The sequence below is a fragment of the Leisingera sp. M527 genome, from assembly GCF_025141525.1.
In the GTDB taxonomy this organism is placed as follows: Bacteria; Pseudomonadota; Alphaproteobacteria; order Rhodobacterales; family Rhodobacteraceae; genus Leisingera.
In genome coordinates this window covers 2,959,581-2,973,013 of sequence record NZ_CP081037.1, presented here as the reverse complement: position 1 = coordinate 2,973,013, position 13,433 = coordinate 2,959,581, and the positions used below count along the sequence as shown (strand labels likewise).

The window sequence follows — 13,433 nt, the reverse complement described above, 5'->3', positions numbered from 1 at the left end:
GTTGTCAATCTTTCGCTGCGGCCTTCTTAGGGGCTGCTTTTTTCTTGGCTGCGGGCTTTTTGGCCGCTGCCTTCTTCTTGCCGCCCTTTGCGGATTTTTCCGCAATCAGCTCCATCGCCATTTCCATGGTCACGTCCTTGGGTTCCACGTCCTTGGGCAGTGTGGCATTGACCTTTTCCCATTTGACGTAAGGCCCGTAGCGGCCGTCCATGATGTTGATGGCGCCACCGCTGTCGGGGTGATCCCCCAGCTCCTTCAGCGGTTTGGCAGCAGCCCGGCTGCCGCGGCGGCCCGGATTGGCGCGCTTTTCCGCCAGCAGTTCCACCGCCCGGTTCATGCCGATTTCAAAGACGTCGTTGGGGTCCTTGAGGTTGGCGTAGACAGGTTTTTCCTCTTCGGGCAGCTGGTGCATCAAATAGGGGCCGAAGCGGCCGAAGTTGGAGGCAATCACACCGCCTTCGGGGTGGTCGCCGATCTGGCGCGGCAGGCTGAGCAGGGTCAGCGCTTTTGCCAGGTCCATATCGTCCTTGCTCCAGCCCTTGGGCAGGCTGGCGCGCGGCGGCTTCTTGTTTTCGGGCGTTGCTTCGCCGCGCTGAACATAGGGTCCAAAGCGGCCGGCCTTCAGGTGGATCTCATCTTCGCCATCCATCCCCAGCAGCCGCTCGTCGCCATCAGCGCCTTCGCCGGCGATGGGGCGGGTGTAGGTGCATTCCGGGTAATTGCCGCAGCCGACAAAGCCGCCGGTGCGCGAGGTTTTCAGATGCAGCTGGCCCGCCCCGCATTTGGGGCAGACGCGCGGGTCGGTGCCGTCTTCGCGCGGCGGATAAAGCTGCGGTGCAAGGGCGTCATCCAGCACATCCAGCACTTCGGTGATCCGCAACTCGGAGGTTTCCGAAATGGCAGCCGAGAAATCGCGCCAGAACTTGCCCAGCAGTTCCTTATAGTCGCCGTTGCCGGCACTGACATCATCCAGTTCTTCTTCCAGATTGGCGGTGAATTCATAGCCGACGTATTTGCGGAAGAAATTCAGCAGGAAGATCGTAACGATCCGGCCTTTGTCCTCGGGGAACAGGCGGTTCTTGTCCTTGCGGACGTATTCGCGGTCCTGGATCGTGGTGATCACGGAGGCATAGGTCGAGGGGCGGCCGATGCCCAGCTCTTCCATCCGCTTGACCAGTGTCGCCTCGGTATAGCGCGGCGGCGGCTGGGTATGGTGCTGCAGCGCCAGCACAGCGCCGTCTTCAGAGAGCACGGATGCCTCTTTGCCGGCCTTGTCAGCCTGCGCGGCCAGCGAGGATGCAAATTTCAGCGCTTCGCCCTGCATGATCTGCGGCAGGCGCTTGTCGTCTTCGTCGGCCACATCATCGCGGCCTTCTTCATAAACCCGCATGAAACCGTCAAACAGCATCACCTGGCCAGTGGCGCGCAGCACCACCTGTTTGTCATCCGAGCCGATATCGACAGTGGTGCGTTCCAGACGGGCACCTTCCATCTGGCACGACAGGGTGCGCTTCCAGATCAGGTCATAGAGCTTGCGCTGATCGTCGTCCGTGACCTTCAGGCTGGCCGCATCGCGGCTCATATCCGTCGGGCGGATACATTCGTGCGCTTCCTGGGCGTTCTTCGCCTTGTTCTTGTAGATCCGCGGGGAGGAGGGCACATATTCAGCGCCATAGCGGGTTTCGATCTCGGCACGCGCGGCCTGCACCGCTTCGGGCGCCATGTCGATGCCATCGGTCCGCATATAGGTGATGTGACCGGCCTCATAAAGGCGCTGCGCGGCGTTCATGGTCTGGCGCGCGCCCATGCCGAATTTGCGGCTGGCTTCCTGCTGCAGGGTCGACGTCATGAACGGGGCAGAGGGGTTGCGGGAAGCGGGTTTTGCTTCGACCGACAGCACTGACAGCTGGCGCGAGGCCACGGCCTGCACCGCCAGTTCGGCAGCGGTGGACGTCTTCAGGCTGTATTTGTCCAGCTTGTCGCCGCCCAGCACCGTCAGGCGGGCTTCGAACTCCTGGCCGCGCGGGGTCGCCATCTGGGCGCGCACGGACCAGTATTCCTGGGCGTTGAAGGCTTCGATCTCCATCTCGCGCTCGACGATCAGGCGCAGGCAGACGGATTGCACCCGGCCCGCGGACCGCGCGCCCGGCAGCTTGCGCCACAGCACCGGCGACAGGTTGAAGCCCACCAGATAGTCCAGCGCGCGGCGGGCCAGATAGGCCTCGACCAGCGGCATGTCGACCTGGCGCGGGTTCTGCATCGCTTCGGTCACCGCTTCTTTGGTGATCGCGTTGAATGTCACCCGGCTGACCGGCGTGTCCTTCTTGATCGAGCGCCGTTTGGTCAACGCCTCCTGCAGGTGCCAGCTGATCGCCTCGCCCTCGCGGTCGGGGTCGGTAGCGAGAATCAGCGCATTGTCCTCTTTCAGCGCGTCGGCAATCGCCTTGACGTGCTTGCGGGAATCATTGCCGACCTCCCAGGTCATGTCGAAATCGGCGTCAGTGTCGACCGAACCATCCTTGGCCGGCAGGTCGCGCACATGCCCGTAAGACGCCAGAACCGTATAGTTGGAGCCAAGATATTTGTTGATTGTCTTTGCTTTGGCCGGGGATTCGACAACGACTACTGGCATAAATTCTGTAACCTCTTCGGACCGCTTCTGCGGGTTCTATGGCGGGGCAGGATGTGGGGCGCAAGGGGAGATTGTCAATCCAGGTGCATTCGACGCGGCGGGAAACGGGCCTTTTACGGTGGTATTCCGACGGTTCGCGGCAGCCTGTTCCTGCTGTCCGGCGCGGCAGGCAGGGGCAAGGCAAGGCGCGCAGGGTCAGTCTTCATTTTCCGGAAAAGCCTTGGACAGCAACCCGCCCGGCTGGCGCCGGATCGCGCCTTCCAGCTCCAGATCCGTCAGCGCCGGGGCCAGCAGCTGCGGCGGCAAGGAAAGTTCGCGCAGCAGGTCGGACTCAGATGTGGGGGAGGGCCCGAGCCTGCCGAGGATCTGCTGATGCAGGGCGTTGGTCTGCGCAAGGCTGCGCCGTTCGGGCGGCTGCTGCGGCAGGCCGGCCAGGGCCTGCTGCGGACTGCCGGTTGCCGGCGCCTGTTCCTGTGACAGGTCTTGCGGCGGCAGCGCCTCCAGCACGTCGGCGGCACTGCGGACCAGCAAGGCGCCGTCGCGGATCAGCCTGTTGCAGCCGGAACTGCGGGCATCAAAGGGATGGCCGGGCACCGCCAGAACCTCGCGGCCGTAGTCCAGCGCGTCGCGGGCCGTGATCAGGCTGCCGGATTTGGCGGCCGCCTCCACCACCACAACGGCGCGGGACATGCCGGCAATGATCCGGTTGCGTTTGGGGAAGTCGCGGGCCTGCGGTGTCTTGCCCATCGGCTGCTCTGACAGGCGCAGTCCGGTTCCGGTTATGTCTTCGGCAAGCCGGGCGTTTTCTGCCGGGTAGATCACATCGGCGCCGCCCGCCAGAATGGCAATTGTTCCTGTTTGCAGCGCCGATTGATGCGCGGCGGTGTCGATGCCGCGGGCCATGCCGGAGACAACAGTATAGCCGGCGTCGCCCAAGTTTTGCGCCAGCGATCTGGCCATGCGCAACCCCAGCGAAGACGCGTTGCGGGCGCCGACCATGGAAATCATCGGACGCCGCAATGCCGCAAGGTCGCCAATGGCCCACAACAGCGGCGGTGCATCTTTCAGGCTGCGGAGGAGTTCAGGGTATTCCGGGTCGGAAAAGCACAAAAGCCGCGCTTTGGCGGCTTTTGCGGTCCTAATTTCAGCGTCTACCGCCTTGGCGGGGCATGTTTCATACCCTTTGATACCTGCGGAACGTGCCACTTCGGGCAACGCATCCAGCGCGTTCTGCGCTGAACCATATTCGGCGAGCAGCCGGTGAAAGGTCACCGGGCCGACCCGTTTAGAGCGCAAAAGGCGAAGCCAGGAAAACCGGGTATCTTCCGTGGTGGGTGGGAGTGGGGGGTGAGTGGAAGAAAGTGTTTCTTCGGTCATCCGCAGCTCCGCCTGTTTGCAGAACCAGAATTAACCTTAAGGGGGTTAACAGGTGGTGAACGCCGGAAGGTTTTCGGCCAATTCCCCGAAAATTTTCTTAAGTAGCCGGAAAATGGGGGAAATTACCTTTCGCTCACAGTTCGAACGGGGAGGCATTGCCGTAACCCGGGCCGGCAACACTGGCGGGCGGCCCGGATTTTTACGGTCAAAACATGGTTTTACCGTGAATTTGCGCTGCCTCAGGCCGCTGACCCGCCCACCGTCAGGCCGCCCATCAGCACCGAGGGCTGGCCGACGCCAACCGGCACCCATTGGCCCGCCTTGCCGCAATTGCCCATGCCGGGGTCCAGCGCCATGTCGTTGCCAAGCCCGCGAATCTGTTTCAGCGCGGTGGCGCCGTCGCCGATCAGCGTGGCGCCCTTAACCGGTGCGCCGACCTTGCCGTCTTTCACCCTGTAAGCCTCGGTGCAGGAGAACACGAACTTGCCATTGGTGATGTCCACCTGGCCGCCGCCGAATCCCACGGCCCAGATGCCGTCCTTGATGCCTGCGACCAGATCACCGGGATCGGCCTTGCCGCCCAGCATATAGGTATTGGTCATCCGCGGCATCGGCGCGTGGGCGTAGCTTTGACGCCGCCCGTTGCCGGTGGGGGAAACCCCCATCAGCCGTGCGTTCTGGCGGTCCTGCATGAAACCGACCAGCACGCCGTCCTCGATCAGAGTGGTTTTCTGGCTGGGGGTGCCTTCGTCATCCACGGTGATGGATCCGCGCCGGTCGGGAATGGTGCCATCGTCGAGTACTGTAACGCCCTTGGCGGCGATCTGCTGGCCCATCAGCCCGGCAAACGCCGAGGAGCCTTTGCGATTGAAATCGCCCTCCAGCCCGTGGCCGATCGCCTCGTGCAGCAGGATGCCGGGCCAGCCGGGGCCAAGCACCACATCCATTTCTCCGGCGGGCGCTGGCACCGCATCCAGGTTCACCAGCGCAATCCGCAAAGCCTCCTGCACCTGGGCCTGCCAATGTTCAGGGTCGACCAGCCCGTCCAGCCCCAGCCGCCCGCCGCCGCCGGCCGAGCCGCCTTCGCGGCGGCCGTCCTTTTCCACGATCACCGACACGTTGAACCGCGCCATCGGGCGGATGTCGCGCACACGCGTTCCGTCAGCGCGCAGGATCTCCACTTCCTGCAGCGAGGCGGCCAACGATGCAGACACTTGCACCACGCGCTGGTCCAAGCCGCGCGCATAGGCGTCAACCTCACGCAGGGTTTCTACCTTCACCGGGAACGGCATGGCGCTGATCGGGTCGGCATCGGTGTACAGCTTGGCATTGGTCGCCTGCGGCGCATCCGAATAGGTGCCGCCGCCGGTTCCCACTGCCAGCTTGGCGGTCTCTGCCGCCCGCTTCAGTGACGCAATGGAGACATCGGTAGAATGCGCATATCCTGCCACATCGCCGTTCACAGCCCGCAGGCCAAAGCCTTCGGAGGCATCATAACTGGCGCTGCGCAGCCGCCCGTCATCAAAGGACAGCGCTTCGGATTTGCGGCGCTCTGCAAAGATCTCGCCATCCTCTGCACCATTCAGCGCATCGCGCAAGCTGGCGAGGGCCTCATCCTCGGGGAGCGCGGTTTCAAAGGGACGGAAGGCTGGGTTTTCCATGGCACGGTCCTCGGATTTTTTTGATCTAAATCAAGAAAGCGACGGTTTGACGCTTGGCTGCCTCTTTATCTGTGTCCCCGAATATGATTTTAACCAGCGTCAAAGACAACGGGGCAGGTGCGTTTTGTGGGAATCAATGATTCCCCCCGCATTTCGTGCTGCCGCAGGAACAATGCGATCAACCGATCAGGACAGAACATGAAAAACGCTTTGATGCTTTCGGGCCTTTTCGCCGGCCTTTCAAGCCTTCCGGCAATGGCGCAAGAAGGTCTGAAAACCATTGGCAAGCCGGTTGACGGCGGCCTGAACTTCCAGCCGGCGGCGACCTCGCTGGCGGATGGCTTGCAGAAACTGGATTACATGATCCTGGTGATCATTACCGTGATCTGTGTTTTTGTTGCCGGCCTGATGCTGTACGCCATTGTCCGCTTTAACAAGCGCGCCAACCCGACGCCGGCCAAGTTCACCCACCACACCCCGGTTGAAATCGCCTGGACCATTATCCCGATCCTGGTGCTGGTGTTCATCGGTTCCTTCTCGCTGCCGCAGCTGTTTGCCCAGCAGGAAATCCCCAAGGCCGACATCACCATCAAGGTGACGGGTTACCAGTGGTACTGGGGCTATGAATACACCGACCACGAATTCGGCTTTGAGAGCTTCCTGCTGCCCAAGGACCAGCTGGCTGCAAACGGCTATGCCGAGGACGAGTGGCTGCTGGCCACCGACACGGCTGTTGTGGTGCCGTCGGGCAAAACCGTTGTGATGCAGGTGACTGCGGCTGACGTGATCCACTCCTGGACCATTCCCGCATTCGGCGTGAAACAGGACGCTGTTCCTGGCCGTCTGGCAGAACTGTGGTTCAACGTCGATAAAGGCAAGGAAGGCATCTATTTCGGTCAGTGCTCCGAGCTGTGCGGCAAGGACCACGCCTATATGCCGATCACCGTCAAGGTTGTGACTCAGGCGGAATATGACGCCTGGCTGGAAGGCGCCAAGGAAGAATACGCGGGCCTGCCGCAGGCCTATCAGGTCGCCTCCAACTGAGACCTGGCCATACGGAGCTTGAGAGCGCTTCGTGTGGTATAGTCAAAAGATCAGGGTGCGCAGCAATGCGCACCTATTGCCGCCAAAGGACCCAAGATGAGCGACGCAAGCATCAACGCAAGCCGTGTATATGAAGACGAAGCCAGTTTCGGCGATTACTTCGCCCTGCTGAAGCCCCGTGTCATGTCGCTGGTGGTGTTCACCGCTTTGGTCGGGCTGCTGGCCGCGCCTGTCTCCGTGCATCCGGTTATCGGCTTCTGCGCCATCCTGTTCATCGCCATTGGCGGCGGTGCGTCCGGTGCGCTCAACATGTGGTGGGACGCTGACATCGACAAGGTGATGAAGCGCACCAGGACCCGCCCGATTCCGTCCGGCAAGGTGGAGGCGGGCGAGGCTTTGGCGCTGGGTCTGGCGCTGTCGGGCCTGTCGGTGATCATGCTGGCGCTGGCGGCGAATGTTTTTGCCGGCGCCTTCCTGGCTTTCACCATTTTCTTTTATGTGGTGGTCTACACCATGTGGCTGAAACGCGCGACACCGCAGAACATTGTGATCGGCGGTGCTGCGGGGGCCTTCCCGCCGGTGATCGGCTGGATTGCCGCCACTGGCACCATGTCGGTTGAGCCCTGGCTGATGTTCCTGCTCACCTTCATGTGGACGCCGCCGCATTTCTGGGCGCTGGCGCTGTTCATGCGCTCGGACTATGACGACGCCGGCGTGCCGATGCTGACCGTGACCCACGGCCGCCGCGCCACCCGTATCCATATTCTGGTATACACAGTCCTGCTGGCGGTGCTGGCCATTGGCACCGCGTTCTCCGGCATCGGCGGCCCGCTGTATCTGGCCGCAGCGCTGGTCATGAACGCGCTGTTCCTGCACGGCGCCTGGAAGATCACCCGCCGCGATGAGGACGATTCCGAGAACGATAACTTCAAGGTGGAGCGCAGCTTCTTCAAACTGTCGCTGCTCTACTTGTTCCTGCATTTCGGTGCGATCCTGGCAGAAGCATTGCTGAAGCCCTACGGCCTGGGAGGCTGGTAAGATGGCATTGCGAAAACAGCATGAGATCCACAAACGCCGCTCCGGCCTCAATAAGGGTGTTGGCATCCTGCTGGGCGCCTTTGTGGTGCTGGTGATGGCGCTGACCATGGCCAAGGTGACCTCGGCCACTTTCAAATTCCCGGACGCCCAGGGAGAGCAGAACTGATGGCGTTGCAGGGGCCGCAGAAAACTGTTGTCCAGCTGGTGGGCGTTGTCGTCCTGATGAGCGGCCTGTCCTGGGCCTCGGTCCCGTTTTATGACTGGTTCTGCCGGGTCACCGGCTTTGGCGGCGTTACCGGCGTTGCCAGCACCGGTTCGGACACGATTGTGGATCAGACCATCACAGTGCGCTTTGACGGCTCAAAACAGCGCGGCATGCCGTGGGAGTTCAAACCGTCCCAGCGCGAGATGGAGATCAAGCTGGGGGAAACCGGACTGGCCTTTTACGAGGCCTACAACCCGACCGACCGCCCCGTGGCAGGGCAGGCGTCCTACAATGTGACGCCCTATCAGGCCGGCGGGTTCTTTGAAAAAATAGACTGCTTCTGCTTTACCGAGCAGGTGCTTCAGCCGGGGGAACGGGTGCAGATGCCCGTGACCTTCTTTGTCGATCCCGAAATCCTTGACGACCGGGACGCAAAATACGTGCATACGATCACGCTTTCGTACACGTTTCATGAAATCGATCTGCCCGAGGGCTTTGCCGCTCTCGACACCGGGAATAACACCGGGGCAGGGGCAACCACGAATTAGGCCGCTTTGGTGAGGGACACTTGAATGGCGCACGCTAAAAATCACGATTATCATATTCTGCCGCCGTCGATCTGGCCGCTGGCCGCATCGCTGGGCACTTTTGTCATGCTGGTCGGCGCGGTCTTCTGGATGAAGGGCATCACTGCCTGGGCATTCTGGATCGGCCTGGTTGCAGTTCTCTACTCGGCCTTCGCCTGGTGGTCCGAAGTTGTCGCCGAAAGCAAGGCCGGCGATCACACCACTGTGGTGCGGATCGGCTTGCGTTATGGCTTCATCCTGTTTGTGATGTCCGAGGTGATGTTCTTCTTCGCTTGGTTCTGGTCATTCTTCAAACATGCCATCTACCCGATGGAGACCTATATCGGCACCGAGTACCTGAAGCCGGAAATCGTTGCCGTCGACCCGTTCCACCTGCCGCTGATCAACACGCTGCTGCTGCTGCTGTCGGGCTGCGCCGTGACCTGGGCGCACCATGCGCTGGTGCACAACAACGACCGCAAGGCACTGGTGCAGGGCCTGGCCATCGGCATCGCCTTCGGCATCCTCTTCACCGCGCTGCAGGGCTACGAATACTACCACCTGCTGCACGAAGGCTGGCAGTTCGGCGGCGATGAGTTCTACTCGAACTTCTTCATGGCAACCGGCTTTCACGGCTTCCACGTTGTGATCGGCACCATCTTCCTGACCGTCTGCCTGATCCGCGCGATGAAGGGCGACTTCACCCCTGAACAGCACGTCGGCTTCGAGGCCGCTGCCTGGTACTGGCACTTTGTGGACGTCGTCTGGCTGTTCCTGTTTGTCGCTGTCTACATCTGGGGCACTTCCGGCCTCTAATCGGCGGCCTGTAACGGGCGGTTTGTAACGGTTACATGTTTGCGGTTCCAAAAGCCGCAGACAGACCTTAATGAGCAAGGCGCGCAGGGCATCACGCTCTGCGCGCCTTTACTGTTGAAGCGGAGCGGCCCGGATGCGGCATGTCGGTTTTTTGGTGGTGGTCAGCGGTCTGGGGATCGCGATCCTGCTGGGCCTTGGCACCTGGCAGCTGCAGCGGCTGGCGTGGAAAGAGCAGGTCATTGAGGATATAATCTTCCGGCTGGCCGGATTGCCTGAACCCTTGCCAGCCTCCCCCAACGCGGCAGAGCACAAGTACCAAGCCGTGGATCTGTTCGGGACAATCTCGGGTGCGGAGCTGCACGTTTTGGTCAGCTCCAAGGAAACCGGTACCGGCTTCCGGATCATTCAGGCCCTGACGGAAGACAAGACAGGCCGCCGTATCCTGCTGGAACGCGGTTTCGTGCCCGAGGCAGCAAAGAACGCCAAGCGCAGCACCGGCCCGGTCTATGCCGCCGGCAACCTGCATTGGCCGGTTGAGCGCGACAGTTTTACCCCGCAGAATGACCCGGCCAACAATTTCTGGTACGCGCGCGATCTGGCCGAGATGGCGGCCACCCTGAAAACAGAGCCGGTCCTGGTGATCTCACGCGAGCCTCTCGGGGAAAATGTCCGGCCGATGGGGATCAGCACCAGCACCATCCCAAACAACCACTTGCAATATGCGATCACCTGGTTTTCGCTGGCCTTCATCTGGGCTGCGATGACTGTCTACTTCCTGAGGCGCAACCGCGCCAATTCCTAGAGAGCCAAGGCGATGAAATATATCTCGACCCGGGGCCAAGCGCCCGAGCTGACCTTTGAAGACGCGATGCTGACCGGGCTTGCCCGCGACGGCGGTCTCTATGTGCCGGCCGAAATCCCGCAGATGTCCCAGGATGACATCGCCGCACTGGCCGGTCTCTCCTACGAGGAAACCGCCTTCCGCGTGATGCGGCCTTTCCTGGGGGACTGTTTCACCGACGAGGAATTCCGCGCCATCATCGCCCGTGCCTATCAGGGCTTCGGCCATGCCGCCCGCGCGCCGCTGAAGCAGCTGGCACCGAACCATTTCCTGCTGGAGCTGTTCCACGGCCCGACGCTGGCGTTCAAGGACTTTGCGATGCAGCTGATCGGCCAGCTGTTCCAGTCGGCACTGGAACGCCGCGGCGACCGGGTGACCATTGCAGGCGCCACTTCGGGCGATACCGGCTCGGCGGCGATGGAGGCGTTCCGCGGTCTCAGCAACGTCGATGTGTTCATCCTCTATCCGCATGGCCGCGTGTCCGAGGTGCAGCGCCGCCAGATGACCACGCCGGCGGATGCCAACGTTCACGCGCTGGCTGTCGATGGCGATTTTGACGATTGCCAGGCCCGCGTAAAGGACATGTTCAACGACTTCGGCTTCCGCGACGGCGTGAAACTGGCGGGCGTCAATTCGATCAACATCGCGCGCGTTCTGGCGCAGGTGGTCTATTACTTCTCAGCCGCCGTCAGCCTTGGCGCGCCGCAGCGCAAGGTGAGCTTTACCGTGCCGACCGGCAACTTCGGCGACATCTTTGCAGGCTTTATCGCCAAGCAGATGGGCCTGCCGATCGACCAGCTGGTGGTTGCCACCAACCAGAACGACATCCTGCACCGCTGCCTGTCGGGGCAGGGCTACTACAAGGGCGATACCGCGCCCTCGATCTCACCCTCGATGGACATCCAGGTGTCGTCCAACTTCGAGCGCGCGTTGTTCTACGCCTACGGCCAGGACAGCAAGGCCGTAGCGCTGTTGATGGATGAGCTGAAGAGCGGCGGCTTTGACGTCTCCCAAGGTGCGATGCAGGCGCTGAGCGAGACCTACGTCTCGGGCCGCACCTCCGAGGAGGAGACCCTGGCGACCATCAAGTCCGAGCTGGCCGCGTCAGGCGAACTGCTGTGCCCGCACGGCGCCGTCGGGGTGAAGGTCGCAAATGAGCACCGCCAGGCCGACGTGCCGATGATCACGCTGGCCACTGCGCACCCGGCGAAATTCCCGGCAGCGGTCGAAGATGCCAGCGGTATCCATCCGCCTCTTCCCCCGCGCATGGGCGACCTGTATGACAGGCCGGAACGGGTGACCCGGATCGCCAACGATCTGGCCGCCCTTGAGGATCACATCAGAAAGAATATCGCGAATTGACAGTTCAGCAGCACACACTCGCCAACGGGTTCCGCATCGTCTCCGAGCATATGCCAGGACTGGAATCCGCGGCGGTCGGGATCTGGGTCAACGCCGGCGGCCGCCACGAGCGGCTTGAGCAGAACGGCATCGCCCATTTCCTGGAGCATATGGCCTTTAAGGGCACCAAGACCCGCTCGGCCCTGCAAATCGCCGAGGAGATCGAGGATGTGGGCGGCTATATCAATGCCTACACCTCGCGCGAGGTGACGGCGTATTACGCCCGCGTGCTTAAGGGGGACGTGCCGCTGGCCGTGGATGTGATCGGGGACATCCTGCTGAACCCGGTGTTTGATGCCCGCGAGATCGAGATCGAGCGCGGGGTGATCCTGCAGGAAATCGGCCAGTCGCTGGACACGCCGGACGATGTGATCTTTGACTGGTTGCAGGAAGAAAGCTACCGCGGCCAGCCCTTGGGCCGCACCATCCTGGGCCCGGCAGAGCGTGTCAGCAGCTTCAACCGCGAAGATCTGCAGAGTTTCGTGGCTGAACATTACGGCCCCGGCCAGATGATCCTGGCGGCAGCTGGCGGCGTCGATCACGAAATGCTGGTGAAACTGGCTGAGCGGCTGTTCGGCCACATGGAAGCCAAGCCCGACTTCACCGCTGAAGGCGCGCGGTTCACCGGCGGCGAGGCGCGGCAGGTCAAGGATCTGGAGCAGGCGCATTTCGCGCTGGCGTTTGAAGGCCCCAGCTATCGCGACCAGTCGATGTATACCTCGCAGATCTACGCCAGCGCGCTTGGCGGCGGCATGTCCTCGCGGCTGTTCCAGGAGGTGCGCGAAAAGCGCGGTCTGTGCTACACGATCTTTGCGCAGGCCGGGTCTTATGCCGATACCGGCGCAATGACGGTTTACGCCGGCACCTCTGGCGAGCAGCTGGAGGAGCTGGCAGGGATCACCATCGACGAGATGAAACGCGCCGCCGACGACATGTCCGAGGCCGAGGTAGAGCGCGCCCGCGCCCAGATGAAGGCCGGGATGCTGATGGGGCTGGAAAGCCCGTCGAACCGGGCGGAACGTCTGGCCCGCCTGGTGCAGATCTGGGGCAAGGTTCCGTCGCTGGAGCACACGGTTGAGCGGATTGAGGCTGTCACCACCAAGGATGTGCGCAGCATGGCCGAGGAGATGGCGGTTTCCGCACCGGCAGCTCTTGCGCTTTATGGCCCGGTTGCAGACGCCCCGGCGCTGGAGAGGCTGCAGGAGAGGCGCGCCGCCTGATGCTGCTGAACCGCCGCAAGGTCCGCATTGAAACCGAGCGCCTGACCCTCAGGCCGCCGGTGCATGCGGATTTTCACGGCTGGGCGGCGCTGCGGCTGCAGAGCCAGCCGTACCTTACGCCGTGGGAGCCGAGCTGGGCGGCGGACCACCTCAGCCGCAAGTCGTTCACCAACCGGGTCTATTGGGCCCGCCGCTCGGTGGCTGGGGGCACGGCGCTGCCGCTGTTCCTGATCCGGCGGTCCGACAATATGCTGATGGGCGCGATCACGCTGGACAATATCCGCCGCGGGCCGGCCCAGGCGGGAACACTGGGGTACTGGACCGGGCTGCCCTTTGCCCGCCACGGCTACATGCGCGAGGCGATCGGCGCGGTGGTGCATCACGCCTTCAGCAAACTGGATCTCAGCCGGATTGAGGCTGCATGCTTGCCGGAAAACCAGGCTTCCCGCGGGCTGCTGGAGAAATCCGGCTTCAAATACGAAGGCGTCGCCCAGTCCTATTTGCAGATCAACGGCCGGTGGCGGACCCATGTTCTGTACGCTTCGCTGCGGCACGACCGGCGCGGCAAAACCCTGACGGGCCAGGCATGACCGCAGGCGCACAGGCAGCAGGGACCTCCCGCCCGTCGCTGG

At 62.4% G+C, this 13,433-nt stretch carries 12 protein-coding genes; 9 read left to right on the top strand and 3 right to left on the bottom strand.

The annotated features are described in order from the left end of the window. Positions 1 to 4 precede the first annotated feature (4 nt). The 3 genes from topA to tldD all read right to left on the bottom strand — a co-directional run bounded on the left by topA (position 5) and on the right by tldD (position 5,670). Positions 5 to 2,632: a type I DNA topoisomerase gene (gene topA, locus K3555_RS14845; RefSeq protein WP_260005991.1), complete on the bottom strand. Its 2,628-nt coding sequence runs from the start codon at positions 2,630 to 2,632 to the stop codon at positions 5 to 7. A 195-nt stretch (positions 2,633 to 2,827) separates the two neighbouring features. Continuing rightward, entirely contained in the window at positions 2,828 to 4,009 is a 1,182-nt protein-coding gene (dprA, locus tag K3555_RS14840) for a DNA-processing protein DprA (RefSeq protein WP_260005990.1), read from the bottom strand. A gap of 239 nt (positions 4,010 to 4,248) precedes the next feature. Further along, on the bottom strand, positions 4,249 to 5,670 hold the full coding sequence (tldD, locus tag K3555_RS14835) for a metalloprotease TldD (protein ID WP_260005984.1): 1,422 nt from the start codon (positions 5,668 to 5,670) through the stop codon (positions 4,249 to 4,251). Between the two features lie 198 nt (positions 5,671 to 5,868). Here tldD and coxB point away from each other — a divergent pair, with 198 nt between their 5' ends. From coxB to K3555_RS14790, 9 genes are all read left to right on the top strand, one after another. Next, positions 5,869 to 6,714 (top strand): cytochrome c oxidase subunit II, encoded by an 846-nt coding sequence (gene coxB, locus K3555_RS14830; protein WP_260005982.1) that lies wholly within the window; start codon positions 5,869 to 5,871, stop codon positions 6,712 to 6,714. 96 nt (positions 6,715 to 6,810) lie between these two features. Then, the gene (cyoE, locus tag K3555_RS14825; RefSeq protein WP_260005981.1) at positions 6,811 to 7,752 is read left to right on the top strand and encodes a heme o synthase; all 942 of its coding nucleotides are present in this window, start codon (positions 6,811 to 6,813) and stop codon (positions 7,750 to 7,752) included. Position 7,753: 1 nt separating this feature from the next. After that, a complete protein-coding gene (locus tag K3555_RS14820) occupies positions 7,754 to 7,918 on the top strand; it encodes a cytochrome C oxidase assembly protein (protein ID WP_259986640.1) in 165 nt (54 codons plus the stop codon). Further along, on the top strand, positions 7,918 to 8,505 hold the full coding sequence (locus K3555_RS14815) for a cytochrome c oxidase assembly protein (protein WP_259997659.1): 588 nt from the start codon (positions 7,918 to 7,920) through the stop codon (positions 8,503 to 8,505). Before K3555_RS14820 ends, K3555_RS14815 begins: the two co-directional genes overlap by 1 nt. Before the next feature lie 24 nt (positions 8,506 to 8,529). Continuing rightward, positions 8,530 to 9,339, top strand: a complete 810-nt coding sequence (locus K3555_RS14810) for a cytochrome c oxidase subunit 3 (protein WP_259997661.1) — start codon at positions 8,530 to 8,532, stop codon at positions 9,337 to 9,339. Positions 9,340 to 9,472: 133 nt separating this feature from the next. Then, positions 9,473 to 10,141, top strand: coding sequence for an SURF1 family protein (locus K3555_RS14805; protein ID WP_259986634.1), 669 nt, complete (start codon positions 9,473 to 9,475; stop codon positions 10,139 to 10,141). Positions 10,142 to 10,153: 12 nt separating this feature from the next. Next, a complete protein-coding gene (gene thrC / locus K3555_RS14800; protein WP_260005980.1) occupies positions 10,154 to 11,542 on the top strand; it encodes a threonine synthase in 1,389 nt (462 codons plus the stop codon). Continuing rightward, the gene (locus tag K3555_RS14795) at positions 11,539 to 12,801 is read left to right on the top strand and encodes a pitrilysin family protein (RefSeq protein ID WP_259997667.1); all 1,263 of its coding nucleotides are present in this window, start codon (positions 11,539 to 11,541) and stop codon (positions 12,799 to 12,801) included. The genes thrC and K3555_RS14795 overlap by 4 nt, the downstream gene beginning before the upstream one ends. Beyond that, complete coding sequence (locus tag K3555_RS14790; RefSeq protein ID WP_260005979.1) at positions 12,801 to 13,391, top strand: GNAT family N-acetyltransferase; 591 nt, start codon at positions 12,801 to 12,803, stop codon at positions 13,389 to 13,391. The genes K3555_RS14795 and K3555_RS14790 overlap by 1 nt, the downstream gene beginning before the upstream one ends. The last annotated feature ends 42 nt before the right edge of the window (positions 13,392 to 13,433 follow it).